Genomic DNA, 20163 nt, shown 5'->3' with positions numbered 1-20163 from the left:
CGCTACCAGGCGTATCGCAGGCTCGCGGTGCCGGAATAGGTGGTGCTGCGGGCCGCGAACTCGCCGTCGAACCTGGCCGACAGGGCAACACCGTTCGAGAACTTCAGCTCGGTGCCGGCAGATGCGAGCGCGGCGTCTTTCGCCGGCGTCGCGCCATGGACGATGAAGCTCGCGCCGGGCAGCGCCTGGAACGCGGCATTGAGCGTCGGGTCGCTCACCCAATCATGGGCCCAGGCCGCGCGACCGCGCAACGTCAGGACCGCATTCGGCGAGACCAGCATCGCACGATCGAAGCGCGCGCCAAGCTCGCTTCGCGTGTCGGAGGCCGTGCGTCCCCGATAGGCCAGGCCGAAGCTGCTGCCGGCCCCGTCAGTCTCGGCATAAGTCGGCGTGCGAAACGCCTGCGTCTGCGCTGCCGCGTATGGCGTGAAGGCCCCCACTGGCGTCGCAAAGCGATAGCCGCCCTCGATGCGGCCGCCGACGGTTTGCGCGTCGAACTTCGCGGTGAGCTGGTTGCCGAACGGTGCAAGACGATCCGTCGACATCCAATGATTGGCCACGGCGAGAGAGGCGGCGAAATAGGCTGGTCCTCTACGTATCGCGGTGTAGACGCCGGCCTGCAACGCCTCGCTCCTGCCGCCGCCGATCGCCTGCGCGAGATCCCATCTGGTGCCGCCGCCGGAGAGCGCAAAGCCGACGATCGCGTCGCGGCTGAAATGATAGTCGGCGCCGGCCGCGACGCCGCCTGCGCGTGCGCGGAGGTCGTGGCTGCCGATCACGACCGGGTCGCCGCCGGTGCTGTTGGTGCCACCGAACGCGGCGCCCCAGGCCGTCCAGCGTTCCGTAAAGCTCGGCGCTTTGGTCGCCGGCGCCCCCAGCACCTTGTTGTAGGCGAGGGCGATATCGTCCGGAAAAGGGGCACGCTCGGGGCTGAAGCCGAATGCCGTGCCGCCGGTGTCGACGCCGCCACTGCGTCCATTGACGAACGGATCGAGCATGAGGCCGAGGAATTGGCCCGTGAACTGGAAGGCGACTTGCTGGGCCCCCGTCGCGGCTTCACCCGAAAGCCGGTCCAGACCGTAACGGAGCTCGCTGTCGCTCTGGCCCGCAAAAGACGAGAGGAAGGGCAGGTTGGGGCCGAATGCGCTGAGCGCGCCGGCCACGGCTTTCTGGTTCTGCGTCTGAGCGACAGTGGAGAAAGCGGCCGTGTTGTAGTTGAGTGTCAGGACGACAGAGAACCCGTCATAGCTGAGGGCGGAGGAGAAGAATTGCGGATTGTATCCGCTGATCGTTATACCGGAGAAGGTCCCGGTCAGGCCGTTCACTGCGCCGAGGATGGTGTATTGCGTCGAGGGGGCATAGGCGCCCGCAAGCGTGGTGACGGCGACGGTGCCGCCGTTCAACGTCGCGGTCACGGCGAGAAGTTTGCCGGATTGGCCGGCCGCGTTGACGGAGACAGCGTAGGTCGAGCCGGCGTTGAACGTGGCATTGCCATAGCTGGTGAGCACGCCGAGATTGGTGGGCGCAACCCGGCCGCCCGACAGCACGGTGAGTGCGCCGATAGCGCCGTCGCCGCCAAGGGTGCCGCCGCTGACCGTCGTCGCAACGTTAGCCATCGCGCCGTCGAGGATGAGGTTGCCGGCCTGGACATTCATGGTCCCCGCATCCGACGTCGAGCCGGTCAACGTCCAGGTCGAGCCTCCCGTCTTTTCCAAGGCCTCGAATTCCCGGAATTGCATGGCCGCGCCGAACGTGTCGAGGTCGAACGTGCTGTTGGCCGTTCCACCCAAGCGCAGCGTGTCCGTTCCGTTGCCGCCGAGGACCCAGCCCGTGATGCTCGATCCGGCGCGGAGCTCGAAGACGTCGCTGCCGTCCCGGAGATCCACGGCTCTGTTGGCGAAATTGCCGCTGATCGTGCCGGAGTTGATGACCGTGTCCTGGCTGGCTGAGCCGAAGATCGCGTAGTTCGAAGCACTCGAAATCGTGCCGGCATTGCTGATGATGTTGCCGTTGCCGGCTCCGTTGAGGTTGACGGCGTTGTTGTTGCTCGCCTGGACGACGCCGCCCGACAGAATGTTGACCTGATTGTTGGCCGAGGTGTTGACGATAGCGAGACCCGTCGTGCCGGAAGAGAGGCTCCCCGCAGTACCTCGGATGACGATGGTGTTGTTGCTCGCGCCTTCCAGGTCGACCGCGACCGACCCCTGGCTCGTCGGACCAACAGTTGCCCCGGCCTCTATCGTCAACGTGTTGCTGCTGCCGCCGGAGAGGAGGACGCCTGCATTGGCAGAGGTGATCGTTGCGTCGTTGCGGACATTGATCGCGCCGTTCGATACGGTGTTGAATGAGATGCCGGGAGAGGCTGCTCCATCCAGCGATGTCGCAGTGCCGTCGCCGACATTGACCGTGACGCCGCTGACCGCCGGATTCGTCTGAACGGTGGTGTTCCCCGCGCCGATACAGGTAATTGAATCGCCCGATTGCAGCCCGAGCTGAGTGCCGCTTCCGCTGATCACGCACGCTGCTTCCGCCGGCGCCGCGAACCACGGCAGCGCGCTACCCACGGCAAGAGCGCCGACCGCGGCGTTCAAGAGAAGCCCGCGCCGTCGATACGTCTTCGCGCCACGGCTTTCCGGTGGGGGCAGCAAATCGATCCAAAGCACCTGCAAACTCCTATCGCGGCCCGATCGGATTCGGGCCACAACGTTGGCTGGTGCCATGCTTAGCGGGAGAGGTCCTGACTATCGTGGGCCAGCGCGCAGGGTGGTATGGCCAAATGCGAAAGACGTAGCCTTTTGGGAGCCGTGTGGCTGTGGCGTCACATAACCGGCGTCTCGAGGACCTTGGCCGATGCCTGCAATCGGATGCCGTGGCCGAGATCGCGCGAGCGAGCTGTCAGCCTCGCGCTGCGACGGTTTCGCGCGGCCGGGTTGCAACGGCGATGACGTCCAGTCTCCCGCCGTCGACCTGAACGCGGTTGCGTCCCTTTTCCTTGGCGCGATAGCAGGCGGCATCTGCGCGCCGCATGGCGTCCTCGAGCGTGGTGTTGCCGTCTGCGATGCAGGCGACGCCGATGCTGGCTGTCACCGCAAAGCAGCGATCGTCCCAGGCGAAGTTGAGCAGCTCCAGCGATCGCCGGAGCCGTTCGGCGATATCGACTGCAGTCGCGGGCGAGCACTGCGGCAGGATCAGTCCGAATTCGTCGCCGCCGAGCCGGGCCACCAGGTCGCGCGGACGCCGATCCTGTTGCAGAAGGCGCGAGACCTGGCAGAGCAGGCTGTCGCCGGCAAGGTGCCCGCAGGTGTCGTTGACGTTCTTGAACTGGTCGAGGTCGAGCAGGATCAGGCTCATCGGACCCGCCGTGGCGACGTCCAGTTCGCCTTGCAGGCGCGCCTCGAAGGCGCGGCGGTTGGACAGGCCCGTCAGCCAGTCGTGCGAAGCCTGCCAGGCCAGGCGTTCCTTCTCGGCATGCAGGGCGTCTTCGAATGCCTGTCGTTGCAGCACCAATCGCCTGGTGTGCCAGATCAGGAGCAGGATCAGGGTGACGGCGGTGACGATGTTGATGCCGGCCAGCGTCAGCTTGATGGCGCGGGAGCCTTCGCCGAGGACAGTTGAGAACCGCTTGGCATGCATCGTGAACTCGGCGTTGAGCTCGGAGAGCCGCGAGGACAGGAATCGCAGGCGATTTGGGTCTCGAATGGGACCGTTCTCCAGCTCGGACCGGATGACCTCGCCGAACACGCTCAGCTCCAGCAGCATCGGATCGGTAGCGGTCCACTCGCGGATCGCTTCCTGCAGGAAGCTGACGCGGTTGAAATAGCGAAACAGCCAGATCAATCCAGGAACGTCATCGGGGTGATTGCCGCCTTGCAGGAAGCCGATGCGCGCGGCCTCGACGTCGACCGGATCGCGCTCCATCGCCCAGCGCGCGAACTCGTCGCCGAGGGGAACGGCGAGCGAAGCCTGGTATTGCGCGAACTGGCTGGCCTCGCCCGAATGCAGATAGAGATTGAGGAAATAGACGGCGTTCTTCTGCGAACGGGACCACATCGCTTCGCCCGCGACGTAGGCGCGAACCGACGACATCACCTCCAGGCTGAATCCCGCGATCGCCGCCTGGAGCAGGACGACCATCACGAAAGGCGAGACGAGCTTGATGACGTGAAGGGAGCTGTTTCCCTTCGACGTGGCTGTTCTGCGAAACACCCGGCGTTCCCCAAATCGCGCAACGGTCCCAACGGATGCGCTGCGGCTGAAACGCGAATTAGAAAGGATGGTTGCTTAACTCGACCTGAAAGGCGCGAATGACTGCATCGCAGGGTGAAGCCACTGTCACGCGGATATGCGCATATCGCTTCAAATACCGTCAAACCGGAGTTGATGCGGTCTCGGCGAACCAATGCCTCGGATTTGTCGTGCGCGGTTTACTTGATGAAGAGAGTTGCTCCGCGGCTAGACCAGTACCGGCGTGCGCACGCGGCCGGCGTCGCCGAACACGCGCAGGTAACGCTCGATCTCCGACGGCATGCCGGTCGCCTTCTCCGGATTGTCGGAGAGTTTGACGGCGGGACGGCCATCGACCGACGAGACCTTGCAGACGAGCGAGATCGGATCGAGATTGAACGAGCCGTCCGGCGTGCAGCCGACGAAATCGTTGGTGAGGTTGGTGCCCCAGCCGAAGGAGAGCCGCACCCGGCCGGCAAAGTGATGATAGGTCTCCTCGATCGAGCCGACATCCATCGCGTCGGAAAAGACGAGGAGCTTGTCCTTGGGGTTGCGCCCCTTCTTCTGCCACCAGGCGATGATCTCCTCGCCGGCCTGGATCGGCGGCGCGCTGTCGGGCCGGAAGCCGGTCCAGTCGGCGACCCATTCCGGCGCATCGCGCAGGAAGGCCTTGGTGCCGAAGGCGTCGGGCAGTGCGATCAGGAGGTTGCCGCCATAGGTCTGGCGCCACTGGTCGAGGATGCGATAGGGCGCCCAGCGCAATTCCTCGTCGTCCTTGGCGAGCGCGGCCGCGACCATCGGCAGCTCATGCGCATTGGTGCCGATGGCCTCGAGATCGTTGTCCATCGCGAGCAGCACATTGGAGGTGCCGATGAAGGACGAGCCCAGGCCTTCCTTCACCGCCTCCACGCACCAGCGCTGCCAGAGGAAGCCGTGACGGCGGCGGGTGCCGAAGTCGGACAGGCGCAAACTCTCCAGCTCGCGCAGCCGCTCCACCTTGGTCCAGAGCTTGGCCTTGGCCCGCGCATAGAGCACGTCGAGCTCGAAGCGGCCGCGGCCCTTGATCGCCGCACGGGAGCGCAGCTCGTTGAGGATTGCGAGCGCCGGAATCTCCCACATCGTGGTGTGGGTCCACGGCCCGTGGAAATGCAGTTCGTACTGGCCCTCGACCTTGCGCAACTCGTACTCGGGAAGGCGGAACTCAGCCAGCCAGCGGATGAAGTCCGCCGAGAACATGTGGGTCTTGCCGTAGAAGGTATTACCGGCAAGCCAGATCAGCTCCTTCTTGGTGAAGCGGATGGTGCGGGCATGGTCGAGCTGCGCGCGGAGCTCGCCCTCGTCGATGATTTCGGCGAGCCGGACGTGGCGCGAGCGATTGATGACCGAAAAGGTCACCTGCTGGTTCGGGTAAGACTCCCGAATCATTTGTAACATCAATAGCTTGTAGAAGTCGGTATCAAGCAGGCTGCGGATGATGGGGTCCAGCCGCCAGCTGTGATTGTAGGTCCGGCTCGCAATGTCGGTCACTGTCATGGGGGGGATTTTAGCGTGGCGGCCGCCGCGCAACCAGTGGATTTGGCGAGGGCTGGTCTTCCGAAAGACGGGATCGTTATCGCGCCTTGGCGGCCGTCGCTGCCACCGCCTCCAGCTGGCTCCTGATCCAACGATGGGCCGGGTCTTTTTGATAGCGCTGGTGCCAGACCATGAACATCGGCAGTTCGGCCAGCGTCCGCGTACGGGACGCCAGCGGAATTCGCGTTTGCGCGAAACCAAGCATGACCCCGAACGCCAGCAGGCTCGGCATGCTTGCCAGCATCTGCGAGCCGCGAAGGAAGGAGGGCACCCCGGAGAAGCTCGGCACCGAGATCGCGATGTCGCGGTGAAGACCGTTGGCCGCGAGCCGGCGATCGAAATCAAGCCGCTCATTGTCGGTGTAGACGACAGTAATGTGTCGCGCAGCGAGATAGGCGCCGCGGCCGGTCGGCGCCGTGCGCATCTTCGGATCGAAGTAACAGACGTAGTGATCGCTCAAGAGGCGCTTCTGCACGATATCGACACCGGATGGCGGCAGCGGCGTGATCAGGAGATCGCAGCGGTTTTCGCGCAGCATCGCGGGCGAGGGCGACTGCGAGGGGATCACGCGCAAATTCAGGCCTTTCACCTGGCCGGCGACGTGATCGAAGAACCGCGGCAGCAGCAGGTCGCGCTGGAAGTCGTTGGCGGCGATCGTCAGCGAAAGCTGCGCGCGAGACGGCTCGAACGTGACGCCGCCGGCAAAGCTCCGCATCTCGTCGATCAGTGCCCGCGCCTTCGCGGCGAGCGCCTGCGCATGCGCGGTGGCGACGATGCCGCGCCCGGACTTCGCGAACAGCGGATCGCCTGCGATCCGCCGCAGCTTGTTCAGGGCGTGACTGACCGCCGATTGCGTCAGGCCGAGCCGGGTTGCGGCGGCGGTGACCGATCCCTCCTCCAGCACGGCGAGGAACAGCTCGAGCGCGTGGCCGTCGAGGGCCAAATGATCGATTTCTTTCATGCAATATATTATAATCGATCTATTTATCCGGGGAATAGACCGGCCCATGATCTCCCGATAAGTCGCGCGTCCGGACCCGGGCGCCCCAGGGAGAAACACGATGAACGCCCAGGCGCCAGCCTTGCGGGATCCCCGCCTCAACCGCCCCGAGCCCCTTGCGCCGCCGCTCGGTGACGGCAGCTTCTTCCAGCGGGATCGGTCGATCCATCCGCCGGCGCATGCGCCGGGCTACAAATCCTCGGTGCTGCGCTCGCCGCGCCAGTCGCTGCTGTCGCTGGAGGGTTCGCTCTCCGAGATCACGGGACCGGTGTTCGGCCATAACGATCTCGGCCCGCTCGACAACGATCTGATCCGCAACTACGCCAAGGACGGCGATCCCGTCGGCGAGCGCATCATCGTCCACGGCCGCGTGCTGGACGAAACCGGCCGCGGCGTGCCGAACACGCTGGTCGAGTTCTGGCAGGCCAATGCCGGCGGCCGCTACCGGCACAAGAAGGACACCTATCTGGCGCCGATCGACCCGAACTTCGGCGGCTGCGGCCGCGCGCTGACGGACGACACCGGCTATTACTATTTCCGCACCGTGAAGCCGGGGCCCTATCCCTGGCGCAACTACGTCAACAGCTGGCGTCCCGCCCACATTCATTTCTCCGTATTCGGTTCGGGCCTTGCACAGCGGCTGATCACGCAGATGTATTTCGAGGGCGATCCCCTGATCCCGGTTTGTCCGATCCTGACGACGATACCGGACAAGGATGCGCTCGACCGCCTGGTCGCACCGCTCGATCTCAACGCCTCGGCGCCGTTCGACTCGCTCGCCTATCGCTTCGACATCGTGCTGCGCGGCCAGCGCTCCACCTATTTCGAAAATCGCACCGCGGGGAACTGAGCCATGACGCAGCCGCTCAACTATCTCAAGGAAACGGCCTCGCAGACCGCCGGGCCCTACGTCCATATCGGCCTGATCCCGGCGATGGCCGGCTTCGACATTTTCGAGAAGAACTTTTCCAACGTGCTGGTGACCCCGAACACCAAGGGCGAGCGCATCACGCTGGAAGGCAAGGTGCTCGACGGCACCGGCACGCCGCTCCGCGACGTGCTGCTGGAAATCTGGCAGGCCAATGCGAACGGTCGCTACAACCATCCGGCTGATCGGTCGGCCGGCGCACTGGAGCAGGAGTTTCGCGGCTGGGGCCGTGCCGGCTCCGATTTCGAGAGCGGGCTCGTGTCCTTCGAGACCATCAAGCCGGGCGCGATCACCGACAGAGCGGGCCGGACATGCGCACCGCACGTCAATGTCTGGATCGTCGCGCGCGGCATCAACATCGGCCTCAACACGCGACTCTATTTCTCGGATGAAGAGGCCGCCAACGCCGCCGACCCCGTGCTCAACCTGATCGAACAGCCGTCCCGGCGCTCGACACTGATCGCAAAGCGCGGCGAGCGTGCCGGCAAGGTCGTGTATTCCTTCACGATCAATTTGCAGGGGCCGGAGGAGACGGTATTTTTCGACGTGTAGGGCCTCACGTCTCTTCGCCATGGAGCTGCGCACGGAACGCGCGCGGCGAGACGCCCGTGGCTGCGGTGTAGACCCGGCTGAAATAGGCGGGGTCATCGAAGCCGAGCGTGTAGGCGATCGTCGAGACCGGCAAATTGGTGTAGACGAGGTTGCGCCGCGCCTCGCGGATCAGCCGGTTGAGGATGAGGTGCGAGGCGGTATCGCCGGTCGCCGCCCGTGTGATCCGGTTGAGATGCGTCGGCGTCACCGCCAGCGCCTCGGCATAGTCCGCAACGCTCCAGCGTTCCAGATGATGCTGTTCCAATAGCGCCTCGAAGCGGCGGAACAGGCTGGACTCGACCGTGCCGTTGCCGCCGCTCTCGCTCGTGAGCGCGCGTGCCACCAGTCCGGTCATGGCGGACGACAACGCGCGCAGCACATGCGCTCGGCCGAAATCGCGGGCGGCGTGTTCGGCGAAGATCTGCTTCATGATGGTGCGGATCTGCGGCGTGCCGCGCACCACGGCCGAGCGCGACAGCGCACCGCGCAGGCCCTCGGCGGCGAGCAGCCCCTCGTCCAGAATCTCCGCGGCGATGGTCAGCACCCACCCTTGCGTATCGGGCACGAAGCGGAAGCCGTGGACGTGGCCGACGGGCACGTTCACGATCTGCATCGGCCTCAAGGGCACCACCCGCCCGTCGAGCGTCGCCTCGCCGCCGCCGCGCTCGATCAGCAGCACCTGGTGCAGCCGGGCGTGGCGGTGCACCGCAAAGGTCCAGTCGTGCAATACCGAGCGGGACGCGATGGTCTCGCAATGCACGACATCGGGCAAGTCGCCGGACTCGCCGAACAGGTTATAGATCCGGATCGCCGGGGCTGTGCGTCTCATGTTCGAATTGTACAAGACAATGGCGAAACCCTCCATCGGTCTGCGGCGCCAAATCTGCAAAAAAGTGCCGACGGGAGGACTCAAAAATGAAAGTTCAGGTCTGTATCATCGGCGGCGGGCCGTCCGGGCTGCTGTTGTCCCAGCTCCTCCACCTGAAGGGCATCGACACGGTCGTGCTGGAGAAATACAGCCGCGACCATGTGCTCGCTCGCATCCGCGCCGGCGTGCTCGAGCATGGCTTCGCCAAGTTGATGCGCGAGGCGCAGTGCGGCGAGCGGATGGACCGCGAGGGCGAAATCCACACCGGTTTCGAGATCGCCCATGACGGGGTGCTCTCCAAGATCGACCTGCACAGGCATTCAGGCGGCAATTCGGTGCTGGTCTACGGCCAGACCGAGCTGACGCGCGACCTCTACGAGGCGCGGGACCGCCTCGGCGGCAAGGTCGTGCACAACGCGGAAGACGTGACGCCGCATGATCTGACGTCGGCCCGGCCCTACGTGACCTACCGATCGAACGGTGACACCATCCGCATCGATTGCGACTACATCGTCGGCGCCGACGGTTTCCACGGCGTCAGCCGCAAATCGATCCCGAAGGACGTGCTGCGCGAATATGAAAAGGTCTATCCGTTCGGCTGGCTGGGGGTGCTGTCGCGGACGAAACCGGTGTCGCCCGAGCTGATCTATGTGAAGCACGAGCGCGGCTTTGCGCTCTGTTCTCTGCGCTCGCAGGTGCTCAGCCGCTACTACATCCAGGTGCCGCTCACCGACAAGGTCGAAGACTGGAGCGACGATGCGTTCTGGGCCGAGCTGAAGCGCCGCCTTCCGGACCAGGTCGCCGGCAACCTGATCACGGGGCCGTCGATCGAGAAGAGCATCGCGCCTCTGCGCAGCTTCGTCGCCGAGCCGATGAGCTATGGCCGATTGTTCCTCGCCGGCGATGCGGCTCACATCGTACCGCCGACAGGAGCGCGCGGGCTGAACAGCGCGGCGTCAGACATCTATTATCTCTACCACGCCTTGCTCGCGCATTATCAGAGCGGCGATGATTCCGGACTTGCAGGCTATTCCGCCAAAGCGCTCGCGCGGATCTGGAAGGCGCAGCGCTTCTCCTGGTGGATGACGATGCTCCTGCACCGCTTCCCCGATCGGCCCGCATACGAGGATCGGTTGCAGCAGACGGAGCTGGAATACCTGCTCTCGTCCGAGACGGCGCAGCGACTGCTCGCGGAGAATTACGTGGGACTGCCGTTTTAGGGTGGCGTGTCTGGCGCGGGCGTTTTTCCTTCTCCCCTTGTAGGAGAAGGTGGTGCGAAGCGTCGGATGAGGGGTCTCTCTCCGCGTATTCACGAAGCACGCGCGGATACAAACCCCTCACGCGCCTCGCCACTGCGCGGCGAGCCACCCTCTCCCCACAAGGGGCTAGAGGAACTCAGCGCGCCTGGCTACTTTCCTTCGAGCGCGTGGACCGGTATCCAGTCGGACGGTGGCGGATCGGCCATCAGCGCTCGCGCGCGGTCGGAAAAGCGAGCCGATGCCGGATCAATCCGCGCGACACGCCCGAACGCGTCAGCCGCCTTCGCAAAATCCCGCGCGCGCCAGCATGCGAGCCCTTCCGCATACGCCGCGGTCACCTGCGTTTGATCGGCACTCTCCGCGCCCTTGGCCGCCAGCGGCTCAAACACCTTGATGGCCTCGCCGCGGCCCTGCACCCTGATCGCGTCGAGCTCGCGCCAGGCGAAACTATCGCCGGTCTGTGCCATCGTCGTTTCGGAGGCCATGATCGCGGTGCCGTAATATTTGTTGGCGCCCTCGAGCCGAGAGGCCACGTTCACGGTGTCGCTCATCACGGTATAGTTGAAGCGGCGCCGAGAACCGATATTGCCGACCACGGCTTCGCCGCTGTTGAGTCCGATGCGATGCGACAGGCCGTGCCCGGCGAAAGCGGCATTGCCGGCATTGAGCTCCGCAAGCCTCGTATGGCACTCCAGCGCGGCGCGAACGGCGTTGCGTGCGTGTGCGGGATCGTCGGCCGGTGCGCCGAACATGGCGACGATGGAATCGCCGATATATTTGTCGACATAGCCGCCATGGCTTTCGATGATGTCGGTCATGGCGGACAGGTATTCGTTCATCAGCGTCACCAGCTCGCCCGGCGTCATGGTCTCGGCAATGGACGAGAAGCCGCTGAGGTCGGAAAAGAACATGGTGATGTTGCGCAGCTCGCCGCCGAGCGCCGGCATCTTGCCGGAAGAGACCATGGTCTCGATGACTTCGGGCGCGAGATAAAGGGCAAAGCTCTTGCGCAGGAAGCGCTCGTCGCGATCGGCTAGCACAAAGCGGTAGCCGATCATGATCGCGAGGGCGGCAAGGCCGGCGAGTGCCGGCTCCGTCAACGGCAGCGCCAGGGCACGGACGAACGCGCCGAGCGCCATGGCTGCGTAAATGGCGGTGAGAGCGAACCAGGCGATCAGCGCTCCGCTCGGCGCAAGCATGCAGGCCGCGCAGGCGATGATCGCTGCGAACGCGATCGTGAGAATGCTCCGCGCGGGAAAGCCCAGCTCGGTCACGGCATCGCGCTGGATCAGGTTGCGGACCGCGGTGGCGTGCACGAACACGCCGGCGACATCGCTGCGGGCGCGTTTCGTGGCACGCTCCGGCGCGGGCAGGGCACATCGTGCCGCCGGCGTGCCGTCATGCCCGCCGGACAGGCGCATCGATGTGAGCTTGCGATCCTCGAAGTTCAGGACCGTGCCGAGCAGAACGACCTTGCCCTCGAAGGCGCGGCGGAAGAAATCGCGATCGCCTTTTTCGACGCAGGCGCGCAGATCGGCGAAGGAGTAGGCCGGCACGTCGCGGCCGAGCCCCCGAAAGTTGAGCGTCATTGTATTCGACACCGCGCTCGGGATCGCATAGCCGGACAAGTCGGTCGCGCCGGACGACGCAATCTCGGGCTTTGCGCCAAGCGCGCGCGCCGCGAGTTCGACCGCCATCGCGGGCACCGGTTTGCCCTCGATCGAGAAGCTCAGCGGCATTCGCCGGATCACGTCATCGGCGTCGGTATGCACGTTCAGCGCGCGAATGCTGTTGCGCACCGCGACCTGCTGTGCGCGATAGGGGACCTCCGGATGGTCGTTGCTCAGGATATCGCCGAGCACCAGTTTTCCGCTGTCCGAGATTTGTCGCAGTGCGATCAGGTAATCCCGGTCGAAGCCCTTCATGCGGCTGCCGACCGAGGTGTCGCCGAAGGGAATCTCCGACTGCTCGATCGAGCTCGGAAAAATGACGTCGAATCCGATCACCTTGGCGCCGCCCTCGGTGATACTGCCGAGCACCCGGCCGATCTCGCGCGTCCAGGTCTGCGTCGGCGACCCCTTGAAGGGCGGGGTCTCATAGGTTTCCCCGTCGATGGCCACGACGACGACCGGCGATGTCGTGGGATCGCGGCGATCGCCAATGAGCTTGCCGCGCAGTGCCGTGAGGATGTCGAGCGAGAGGCCTTGCAGTGTCTGGAGCGGCGGAGACGTGAAAATTGCGCCCGCGAGGAGCGCAATCAGGATAGCCGCAACGATGTCCCGTCCCCCGATCCGCCGCATCGCCCCGTCGCTAGGCTGCTTATTCGAGCCGCAGCAGGCGGCCGATGATCGGGGTCGGTGACGAGGTGGCGCTGGCGTCGACCAAGAAGGTGTAACGCTTGGCGCCGAGGCTTGCGAGATAACTGCCGCCGGGGGTCAACGATTTCCCGGCCTTGGCGAAATCGTAAAACTTGCCGCGGATCATGATGTCGTTCTTGAGCGGCACGCTGATCGTGGGTTCCTTGCCGTCGGTGCGCTCGATCACCAGCGTGCTTCCGCTCTTGGCCTGGACCAGCGGCGCGACGCCGTAGATCGTCCGAAGCTTGGACGGAGTGCCCTTGGCGTCGGACCGCACGGTCCGGAACGTGGTCGCGGCACTCTGGTTCGCCTCGCGCTCGGAGAGCTGCGCCGCCTTGGTGTCACAAGGCACCTTGGCGCGCTGTACCTCGCCGAGCTGCACGGTGCTTTGCTCGGCGCCGACCAACACGACGCCTTCGCTGATCGTCTCGCGCAGACAGGATTTGAGGTAGCTGAGCGTAATGCTCGCTTTGGGCCCGAGCTTGATGATCTTGCCGGGGGCGACATAGTCCATGAATTCGACGCCGTCGACCTTGCCTTGGACATCCTCGACGATCGCGGCCGGCGTCTCCGCCAGGGCGGGGGCCGCAATACAGAACGCGCCGACAACGGCGCCGATCAGGCTTCTCATAGGTATGCTCATTCAATTCGACCGATATTTCGTTGGATCCCCGTCCCGGCGCGATGCTTAGCAGCAGAGCGGCCAGGCAAGTGTGACCAGAATCACTCTTTGAGTGTTGGTGCACTTTAGCAGGAAGTGGTTCAAACCCGCCATCGGCGACAAGGGATGTCAAGCTGTTGGCCGGAGGACGATATCAGGTGGTCGTGCGGCAATTCTTGGCACCGAGCTGGATCGGCTCGCGACCCCGATCTTCTCGCCGATCGTCGCAGGAGGCCGGATCACCGCCGTCTCCTGGTCAGCCTCGGGCGGCGGCGGCAATTCGACGGGTTGGCTTTGCAGGGCGTTAACCGTGGCGGAATGCTCGCCAGCTCGGTCATTGTCGCGCCCCAGAGTTGGTTGCAAATACCAGTGAAATTCTACGGCGGAAGTTTCCATGATGAGAGACGGCAAGTACGCGGCCTGGTTCAGGACCCCGCGCGCCCAGGGCACTGGCGTCGTGCATCTGGCGGAAGGACGGATCTCCGGCTGCGACAGCTTCTTCACCTATGGCGGTTCCTATCGGTTCGATGACGAGCAGCGCTTCACGGCCGTCCTGACCACGCGGCGCTACGCCGACGGTCCGCCGACGGTGTTCGGGCTCGACGAGGTCGAGGTCAATCTCTCGGGCGTGTGCAACGGTGCAATGGCGACCTGCTCCGGAACGGCGAGGGAAGCGCCCGACGTGATGTTCGAGGTGACGCTGATCTACAGCCAGGAAGATGCGCCGGCTGTGGACGCTCGCAGTGCCGTCGTGAAGTTCAATGACAAATTGCCCAAGGGCCTCGACAGCCGTTCACGGCCGCGCCATTTCCCTGCACCTCCGAGGCCGTCCGTCTCTTGAAGCATGATCCGGAAAAGTGCGCAGCGGTTTTCCGGAAGATCATGCTTGAACGATTAGTCTTGCATTGACCCTATCGCAGTGAAACGGGCTGCGACCGCGGTTCAGCAACGGTGCGTTCAGTCGCGCAAAGCTAGGATGAGGCCGCAGTAAACGACGGACGAGAATATGCCTCAGATATGGATGACATACGACGAACTGGCGACGCTCAGCGGCTGCACACCGGCAGAAGCCCGACTGCAGGCCATCCATTTGTCGCTTGACCGCCGCAAGAGCCGCGACGGCGCAACGCGCGTCAAGCTCGACCTGGCGCTGACGGCCAGGTTCTTCGCTTCGATCCGCGAAGCGGATTTCGATCTCGACGGCGCCATCGAGGCGCTCCAAAGCACCCACAGGCAAATGGCCGAACCCCTGGCACCAACCGGGTTCCGCGAGCGCGGGGCGGCTTGACTACGCGAACATGCATACCGCAGCGAACCCAGGCGGCGAGCTGCGCGGGCAGATGATGAAGTAGGAGGCATGTGCCGTGGCGCTGGAAGGTTTTCCAGCGCCGTGAGCTTCAGGCTGGCGGCCGGGGCAGGAAGGCCAAGATCGTCTGGGCGAGGATGACACCGACGGTGCCTCCCGCCGCCTTTTGCAGCACGTCGAGGAAACCCGGGTCACGATCGGGGATCAGCGATTGCAGGACTTCCAGCCCCATTGCGACGGCCACGACGAGCGAGCAGGCCAATACGAGCCGGCCGGGCAACAGAAAAGCCAGCAGGAAGCCCAGCAGGCCATAGGCGCTGAAGCGCTCGATCACCACGATCCAGTAGGCCTCGTGATGCCCCATGAGCGCCGGCCTTCCCGCAAGCTTTGCCAGGGTGGCATAGACGATGAGAGCGAGGCAGATTCCTGCGGCTGCGATGAGGTGGTTTCGGCGCATGGCCCACCATAGCCGCTGGGATGCCATTCCGCTTCGAAACACGAGAACATCGTTAAAGCGCCTCGTCGTTCCTGCGGGGCGCGAACTGTCCGGAACCTGGACGCGATCGGAATCCGGGAGGCCACTTCGTCGGCGAGCGACGGATGCGATGCGGCGGAGATGGTCAGGCTACCATGACGTCGCCAGCCGGGCATGCTGAGCGACGGCGTGAATCGAGGAGCTCGCTGAATTTCGCAAACGGGAGCGGTGCGGCGACGAGATAGCCCTGTCCTTCTTCGACGCCGGACGTGATCAGGGCACGGCGCTGCTCCTCGGTCTCGATTCCTTCCGCGACGACCGTCATCCGGAAGTCCTTGGCGAGCGCGACCAACATCTCGACGATCGTCGTGGTCGATGCATCCAGGGTGATGGTGTCGACGAAGAACTTGTCGATCTTGATCGTGTTGGCGCCGAGCCCTTTGAGCCGCGACAGGCCACTATGGCCAACGCCGACGTCGTCGATGGCGACACGGAAGCCATGGTCGCGCAGCTCGGCCACGATGGCTGCGGCGCGCGCGAGATCGTCGAGCTCTTGGGAATTGATCCTAGCCAGCGGGGGCCAGGATAGGGTTTAACGGGCAGACCAGTCCGGAAGGGCTACCGAGTGGTTTGCCTGACCGAGGGTCGCGCGGCCCGAGCATGAAAGTTGAGCAGTATGATCAGGACGTTAAGCCTCCTCCTGTCGTTGGTCGTCGGAAGCTCCGCGGCCTGGGCGCAGGGAACCAAAGACCAGCCGTCGGGCCCTCAGCCAACCTCGCGCAGCGGCACCGCCACGAACTCCGGTTCGGACAGCATGGGTGGAGCTTTCAAGGGGACGGGGACACCCAATTACGGAACCAGCCCCGGGATGGGCTCCCAGAAGAAAACACGCAACTAGCTCTTCTTGCCGGACTTCGACTTGAGCGAAAGACCAAGCCGCAAGGCCATGCGCTTGATCGCATCGGGCGAGCGTCCGAGAGCCTTCGCCGCCTCTTCCAGCGAAGCCGAAGATTTCGCCAGCTCCATGAGCCTGCGGTCTTCCTTGAACGACCAGGGCTTGCGCGCCATAACCAAAATGATCCTCTCGTCGACACAACGACAAAGCCGCCAAGCGACCCATGTTCGCTCGACGGCTCTGCTTGGGTAGGGCCGGGCTTGGGGGAGCCGGTGCGAAGATGGATATGCGATTGGTGAGACTTCGCAACAAACAACGCGGATTAAGCTAACCTGGCAACCTTACCGCGATGAAATCCGCACGCGGCGCTCCGTATAACCACGGTGTTCTCGCGCGACGTGATGAGATGAAGCCTGCTTGCTGCAATGAACGGAGGTGCGGCCATCGTAATCGCCCGCCGCTCCAACCCGATGGTCGTGGCAAAGTCAAAACAGCCATGTGGGGTTAGGTTAACTCGTCGCCGTCCTTGAGCGCTTTAGAAGCGCAGCCTAAGACGGATCAGTTTACTGCGAGCATTGGGCCGTCCCGATTTTTTCGGCGCACAGGTGGGCAGGGATGACGTATCTCATTGCGTTGCCGGGCGCTGTGATCTGCGCCCTCATTTTGATCGCGTTTGTTTGCACCTATGACCGGCATCTGAAAGATCTTCCAGCTCCCTGGATCATAAATGAGGGGCATCCGAATGATTGATCAACGGCACAACGCGCCCCGCAGGTATTTCGTTGACACGCAACGGCATCGTGTTCTGATCGGCCTTTCGCTGGATGAGACGGCGGAGTTCGAAGCGCTGGATGTCGCAGTGACGCAGACGCTGCAAATCGCGGCTGAAACCAGCGTGGCCAAGGGAGCCGCCGCGGTTGACGGCGTTCGATGGCTCGAGCTCTATGCCAAGCACGAAGGAGCCTGGCGGGTGTGGATCACACGAAGCCAGGCGCAGCGGACGCAGGATTTAGGCTTTGTTAACTATGTCTGACCGATGGTAGCGGCTTAGATCTCGAAATGGGGATGGCCCACATGTTTCAGCTGTTCCTGCGAGCACGCGCGCATAACCTGCTCGGCTCCCGCCGCGAGGACAAGACCTTCAAGGCGCGCTCCGCCGAGCGTGATGCGGAGACCGATCGCGCGCGGATCGGTGCGGTCCTGACAGCCATCGAAACAGCATTGCAGGAGGCGGAGCGGGAGCAGGCCGGCCTCAATCGGCGTGTCGACGATGCCCTCGCGCGTGCATCCGTCACCTTCGGAAACGGCACCGACGAATATCTCGAGCGGGAGCCGCTCGACAATCATCATCAGGATCTTTTTGCGGCCGACATCTCGAATGGCCAGCGCCGGCTCAAGGAATTGGCAAGCAGCATTGCTCACTTGAAGTTCGTCAGGACCGCAATGCTCACGCGTTTTCCCGATTTCAAGCCGCCGCAACTCAACAGCTAGTGCAGTGCTCGCGATGCGCCGCACGTAGCGGCGCTCGCGTGGCAATTTCGGCGTTGCTTTGCCGTTTGGAGCCTCGATCCTTTTTGCTATGGTCCCGTCAATCATTTCCGGATTGAAGGAGCAACGAGGTGCCGGTCAAGAATTTGCGGACGTTGGTTGGATTGGCGGGTGCTCTGACGCTGGCCGCGCCGGCGACGGCGTCGGCCATCACGGCCGAAGTGGCGCGCGCATGCGATGCGGCGGTGGCCAAGGCTTTTCCGCCCAGGCAAGTCGGCAACCCCGCGGCGGGAAGCGCAAAGGGAACGGGCAAGGACCAGCGCGAATACTTCAAGAAATGCGTCGCCAACAACGGCAAGGTCGACGACATGCCGGCGGACGCGCCCAAAGACAATAAACCAGCCAAATGAGGCAGAGGGCCCAAGACGGAGGCTGCGCTAAAGCGCGATTCGATGAGGATCGTCATCACGCTTTAGGTTGTTGTTGAGTATGATCTTTCCGGAAAACCGCTGCGCACTTTTCCCGATCATGCTTTAGCGTCGGGGCGGCGGACAGGGCGAGTAGAACGCGCCGTTCGCCGCGTTGACGCGTTCGACGCATTGATTGGGATCGGTGATCGTTCCGGCCACCCTGAAGTCGTAGCCCATGCCCTTGACCACCACGATGTAGCGACCGGGAGCGAGCGTGAAGCCGTCCTGCTCTGGTTGAAGCAGTAGCATCCTCGACTGATCGTCGATCGGGCCTACCTTGTAGGGGTAGGACATGCTGCGGATGACCCAGGAATCACCGGCGCTGACGATGGCCGCTTTCCCGGTAGCATCGACGCCCATCGCGCGGGAGACTTTGGCGATCACCCGGACTTCGGTGCCGCTTGCATCGACACCCCCGTCGGGCCTGAACACGATGAATCTGACATCGCCGTCCGACAATGTGGTCGCGCTCGGCGTGGTGATGGGCGCCGAGATCGCGACGCGGCGGTCCGGAATCTTGCCCGGCACCGGCTTGAGCTCATGGAGCTGGCCCTCACTCAGGGCATAGACGCCAAACGTCGTCGGCAGGGGCATCGAGGGGTGTGCAGGCTGCGCCGGCTCCTTCTGGCTATCCGGCGCCGGTTCAGCGGTTTCGCCGACCGCGGGAGGTGCGCTGGCGGTCGGCTGAGAGTCCGGGCTGTTCGGCGCTCGCTCCGGCGGCCGGATCATCTGCGACAATGCGGAAAGCTGTGTCTTCAGCCGGGGCCAATTGACGGCCATGGTTGCGGCCGCACCGATGAGCAGCAGGATGGCCGTCAATCGAGCCAGAGATTTTAAGGCGCCGCTCCGTTTGGGGCGGTCGGGCGATGCTGGCGGTGCGGCTGGACGGTGTGGTGCTCCCGTGTCCTTCGGAGTTAGCGGCGAAACCGAAACCGGTGAGGACATCGGAACGGGTGGCGGAGTGGGAGTGTGGAGGATTGGGGGCACCGGGGCGGCGGCTGCCGCAACAGGTTTTTGCGCTTCCACCGCGGCGCTGCGCTCGGAGGAACGCTCGACCTCCTTGATGGCAAGTTCGAGGACTTGCAGAAGCTCGCGAGATTCCCGCGCGTCGGCGTGCGTGAATTGTTCCAGAAGCTTGACGCGCGCCAGCTCATAGACGATCTCCCGCATCTGTCGGGGATCGTCGGATACGGCGCGGATTCGGCTCGACAGGAGACGGATAAACCCGGCTTTGATCTCTTGCGTCGTGGGAGCGTTGGCCGCAGTGTCACCGGAGTCGGTCATCAAGGCCGATCAAGTAGCCCGAATGAGCCTATTTCGCTAGGTCTTTCACCTCGTACCCGTCGGTTACGCCGGCCTGCCATGATCCTGCGCGATCGTCTCGGAGGGTTGCTTTTGGACGGAAACCTGTGACATTTCGCCAAGCTCCTCATTCCGGTGTTTGACCATGCGCGGCGTTTTGACGGCAATCACGTTTTTGGCCTTCCTGATTCAACCGGCGTCTGCGCAAGGAACCAAGGATCAGGCCAACACCACGAGCTCCAGCATCATCACGACACCCGATAAGAAGAAACAGACCACTCAGGCGGCCTCCCGGCCGACCGCGGTTCGGAATGTGACAGGGAGCTTGCCGACCGGACGGGCGGCCCAAGGCGTCTGGAGGGACGGCAAGCTGGTCGCCGTGCCCAGGTGAAGCGCAAGCATCTGTGATGGAACAGTGTTCGCCTCCCTGACGTTCATGCTCGGGAGATGTCGCACATGAAACGATTAGTCTTGATCACATTCGCCCTTGTCGCGCCCGCCGGCACCTGGGCCCAAGGCGTTAACGATCCCTCGACGCCCAATCGCAACGTGATCATCGTCAATCCGTCGCAGCCCGCGCCCCCCAACGCCACGCGGAATATTCCGAGCCGGATCGAGCCCCCGGTGACGACTTATGGACGGGCCCGCCCCTATCACGGCAACACAACCCGGGGCAGCGGATCGAGCCGCCGTTAGGCGAGGGCGACTAAGGAAATCTCGCCCGCGAATTCGCTTCCTTGCAATTGGCAAGGAGATAGAGTGCGGGA

At 63.9% G+C, this 20163-nt stretch carries 21 protein-coding genes; 10 read left to right on the top strand and 11 right to left on the bottom strand.

Annotation, left to right across the window (positions count from 1 at the left end):
- Positions 1–2: 2 nt before the first annotated feature.
- The 4 genes from RX330_RS29030 to RX330_RS29015 form a co-directional block, all read right to left on the bottom strand.
- Entirely contained in the window at positions 3–2591 is a 2589-nt protein-coding gene (locus tag RX330_RS29030) for an autotransporter domain-containing protein (RefSeq protein WP_317240752.1), read from the bottom strand.
- Between the two features lie 304 nt (positions 2592–2895).
- Positions 2896–4206: a GGDEF domain-containing protein gene (locus RX330_RS29025; protein WP_317240751.1), complete on the bottom strand. Its 1311-nt coding sequence runs from the start codon at positions 4204–4206 to the stop codon at positions 2896–2898.
- 246 nt (positions 4207–4452) lie between these two features.
- Positions 4453–5757 carry a nicotinate phosphoribosyltransferase gene (gene pncB, locus RX330_RS29020; protein ID WP_212092674.1) on the bottom strand — a complete coding sequence of 435 codons (1305 nt, stop codon included), beginning with the start codon at positions 5755–5757 and terminating at the stop codon, positions 4453–4455.
- 76 nt (positions 5758–5833) lie between these two features.
- Positions 5834–6757 carry a LysR family transcriptional regulator gene (locus tag RX330_RS29015; RefSeq protein ID WP_317243990.1) on the bottom strand — a complete coding sequence of 308 codons (924 nt, stop codon included), beginning with the start codon at positions 6755–6757 and terminating at the stop codon, positions 5834–5836.
- 100 nt (positions 6758–6857) lie between these two features.
- Between RX330_RS29015 and pcaH the strand changes: the two genes are divergently transcribed.
- Positions 6858–7646, top strand: coding sequence for a protocatechuate 3,4-dioxygenase subunit beta (gene pcaH / locus RX330_RS29010; RefSeq protein ID WP_317240750.1), 789 nt, complete (start codon positions 6858–6860; stop codon positions 7644–7646).
- 3 nt (positions 7647–7649) lie between these two features.
- A complete protein-coding gene (gene pcaG, locus RX330_RS29005) occupies positions 7650–8276 on the top strand; it encodes a protocatechuate 3,4-dioxygenase subunit alpha (protein WP_317240749.1) in 627 nt (208 codons plus the stop codon).
- A 4-nt stretch (positions 8277–8280) separates the two neighbouring features.
- Here the strand turns inward: pcaG and RX330_RS29000 are convergent, their stop codons facing one another.
- Complete coding sequence (locus tag RX330_RS29000; protein WP_212092671.1) at positions 8281–9180, bottom strand: helix-turn-helix domain-containing protein; 900 nt, start codon at positions 9178–9180, stop codon at positions 8281–8283.
- A gap of 50 nt (positions 9181–9230) precedes the next feature.
- On the opposite strand from RX330_RS29000, the gene pobA reads away from it, so the two are divergent.
- Positions 9231–10403, top strand: coding sequence for a 4-hydroxybenzoate 3-monooxygenase (gene pobA / locus RX330_RS28995; protein ID WP_317240748.1), 1173 nt, complete (start codon positions 9231–9233; stop codon positions 10401–10403).
- 188 nt (positions 10404–10591) lie between these two features.
- Here the strand turns inward: pobA and RX330_RS28990 are convergent, their stop codons facing one another.
- Positions 10592–12742, bottom strand: a complete 2151-nt coding sequence (locus RX330_RS28990; protein WP_317240747.1) for an adenylate/guanylate cyclase domain-containing protein — start codon at positions 12740–12742, stop codon at positions 10592–10594.
- A 19-nt stretch (positions 12743–12761) separates the two neighbouring features.
- Positions 12762–13430, bottom strand: a complete 669-nt coding sequence (locus RX330_RS28985; protein WP_212092668.1) for a hypothetical protein — start codon at positions 13428–13430, stop codon at positions 12762–12764.
- Positions 13431–13854: 424 nt separating this feature from the next.
- On the opposite strand from RX330_RS28985, the gene RX330_RS28980 reads away from it, so the two are divergent.
- The 3 genes from RX330_RS28980 (at position 13855) to RX330_RS35800 (ending at position 14812) form a co-directional block, all read left to right on the top strand.
- A complete protein-coding gene (locus RX330_RS28980) occupies positions 13855–14301 on the top strand; it encodes a hypothetical protein (protein WP_212092667.1) in 447 nt (148 codons plus the stop codon).
- Between the two features lie 165 nt (positions 14302–14466).
- Positions 14467–14748: a hypothetical protein gene (locus RX330_RS28975; protein ID WP_212092666.1), complete on the top strand. Its 282-nt coding sequence runs from the start codon at positions 14467–14469 to the stop codon at positions 14746–14748.
- 10 nt (positions 14749–14758) lie between these two features.
- Positions 14759–14812 (top strand): hypothetical protein, encoded by a 54-nt coding sequence (locus tag RX330_RS35800; protein WP_410707566.1) that lies wholly within the window; start codon positions 14759–14761, stop codon positions 14810–14812.
- Between the two features lie 45 nt (positions 14813–14857).
- On the opposite strand, the gene RX330_RS28970 is transcribed toward RX330_RS35800, so the two are convergent.
- The 3 genes from RX330_RS28970 to RX330_RS28960 all read right to left on the bottom strand — a co-directional run bounded on the left by RX330_RS28970 (position 14858) and on the right by RX330_RS28960 (position 16309).
- Positions 14858–15223, bottom strand: coding sequence for a VanZ family protein (locus tag RX330_RS28970; protein WP_212092732.1), 366 nt, complete (start codon positions 15221–15223; stop codon positions 14858–14860).
- A gap of 163 nt (positions 15224–15386) precedes the next feature.
- On the bottom strand, positions 15387–15806 hold the full coding sequence (locus RX330_RS28965; RefSeq protein WP_317243989.1) for an EAL domain-containing protein: 420 nt from the start codon (positions 15804–15806) through the stop codon (positions 15387–15389).
- A 329-nt stretch (positions 15807–16135) separates the two neighbouring features.
- Positions 16136–16309, bottom strand: coding sequence for a hypothetical protein (locus tag RX330_RS28960; protein ID WP_212092665.1), 174 nt, complete (start codon positions 16307–16309; stop codon positions 16136–16138).
- Positions 16310–16878: 569 nt separating this feature from the next.
- Between RX330_RS28960 and RX330_RS28955 the strand changes: the two genes are divergently transcribed.
- The 3 genes from RX330_RS28955 (at position 16879) to RX330_RS28945 (ending at position 18034) form a co-directional block, all read left to right on the top strand.
- Positions 16879–17169 carry a hypothetical protein gene (locus RX330_RS28955; RefSeq protein ID WP_317240746.1) on the top strand — a complete coding sequence of 97 codons (291 nt, stop codon included), beginning with the start codon at positions 16879–16881 and terminating at the stop codon, positions 17167–17169.
- Positions 17170–17210: 41 nt separating this feature from the next.
- Positions 17211–17627 (top strand): hypothetical protein, encoded by a 417-nt coding sequence (locus RX330_RS28950; RefSeq protein WP_212092663.1) that lies wholly within the window; start codon positions 17211–17213, stop codon positions 17625–17627.
- Between the two features lie 128 nt (positions 17628–17755).
- Positions 17756–18034 (top strand): hypothetical protein, encoded by a 279-nt coding sequence (locus RX330_RS28945; RefSeq protein WP_317240745.1) that lies wholly within the window; start codon positions 17756–17758, stop codon positions 18032–18034.
- Positions 18035–18157: 123 nt separating this feature from the next.
- Here RX330_RS28945 and RX330_RS28940 read toward each other — a convergent pair whose 3' ends face one another.
- Positions 18158–19378 (bottom strand): hypothetical protein, encoded by a 1221-nt coding sequence (locus tag RX330_RS28940; RefSeq protein WP_317243988.1) that lies wholly within the window; start codon positions 19376–19378, stop codon positions 18158–18160.
- Between the two features lie 474 nt (positions 19379–19852).
- Here RX330_RS28940 and RX330_RS28935 point away from each other — a divergent pair, with 474 nt between their 5' ends.
- Complete coding sequence (locus RX330_RS28935; RefSeq protein WP_212092662.1) at positions 19853–20092, top strand: hypothetical protein; 240 nt, start codon at positions 19853–19855, stop codon at positions 20090–20092.
- Positions 20093–20163 lie beyond the last annotated feature (71 nt).

The sequence above is a fragment of the Bradyrhizobium sp. NDS-1 genome (assembly GCF_032918005.1).
GTDB classification, from domain to species: Bacteria; Pseudomonadota; Alphaproteobacteria; order Rhizobiales; family Xanthobacteraceae; genus Bradyrhizobium; species Bradyrhizobium tunisiense.
Note: the sequence above shows the minus strand (reverse complement) of the source record. Positions and strands in the feature narration are given on the sequence as shown.

Excerpts from the sequence above, each read along its gene's own strand:
- pncB (WP_212092674.1), bottom strand. The coding sequence starts at position 5,757 with ATGACAGTGACCGACATTGCGAGCCGGACCTACAATCACAGCTGGCGG.
- RX330_RS29015 (WP_317243990.1), bottom strand. The coding sequence starts at position 6,757 with ATGAAAGAAATCGATCATTTGGCCCTCGACGGCCACGCGCTCGAGCTG.
- pcaH (WP_317240750.1), top strand. The coding sequence starts at position 6,858 with ATGAACGCCCAGGCGCCAGCCTTGCGGGATCCCCGCCTCAACCGCCCC.
- pcaG (WP_317240749.1), top strand. The coding sequence starts at position 7,650 with ATGACGCAGCCGCTCAACTATCTCAAGGAAACGGCCTCGCAGACCGCC.
- RX330_RS29000 (WP_212092671.1), bottom strand. The coding sequence starts at position 9,180 with ATGGAGGGTTTCGCCATTGTCTTGTACAATTCGAACATGAGACGCACA.
- pobA (WP_317240748.1), top strand. The coding sequence starts at position 9,231 with ATGAAAGTTCAGGTCTGTATCATCGGCGGCGGGCCGTCCGGGCTGCTG.
- RX330_RS28990 (WP_317240747.1), bottom strand. The coding sequence starts at position 12,742 with ATGCGGCGGATCGGGGGACGGGACATCGTTGCGGCTATCCTGATTGCG.
- RX330_RS28985 (WP_212092668.1), bottom strand. The coding sequence starts at position 13,430 with ATGAGAAGCCTGATCGGCGCCGTTGTCGGCGCGTTCTGTATTGCGGCC.
- RX330_RS28980 (WP_212092667.1), top strand. The coding sequence starts at position 13,855 with ATGATGAGAGACGGCAAGTACGCGGCCTGGTTCAGGACCCCGCGCGCC.
- RX330_RS28975 (WP_212092666.1), top strand. The coding sequence starts at position 14,467 with ATGCCTCAGATATGGATGACATACGACGAACTGGCGACGCTCAGCGGC.
- RX330_RS28970 (WP_212092732.1), bottom strand. The coding sequence starts at position 15,223 with ATGCGCCGAAACCACCTCATCGCAGCCGCAGGAATCTGCCTCGCTCTC.
- RX330_RS28960 (WP_212092665.1), bottom strand. The coding sequence starts at position 16,309 with ATGGCGCGCAAGCCCTGGTCGTTCAAGGAAGACCGCAGGCTCATGGAG.
- RX330_RS28955 (WP_317240746.1), top strand. The coding sequence starts at position 16,879 with ATGATTGATCAACGGCACAACGCGCCCCGCAGGTATTTCGTTGACACG.
- RX330_RS28950 (WP_212092663.1), top strand. The coding sequence starts at position 17,211 with ATGTTTCAGCTGTTCCTGCGAGCACGCGCGCATAACCTGCTCGGCTCC.
- RX330_RS28940 (WP_317243988.1), bottom strand. The coding sequence starts at position 19,378 with ATGACCGACTCCGGTGACACTGCGGCCAACGCTCCCACGACGCAAGAG.
- RX330_RS28935 (WP_212092662.1), top strand. The coding sequence starts at position 19,853 with ATGAAACGATTAGTCTTGATCACATTCGCCCTTGTCGCGCCCGCCGGC.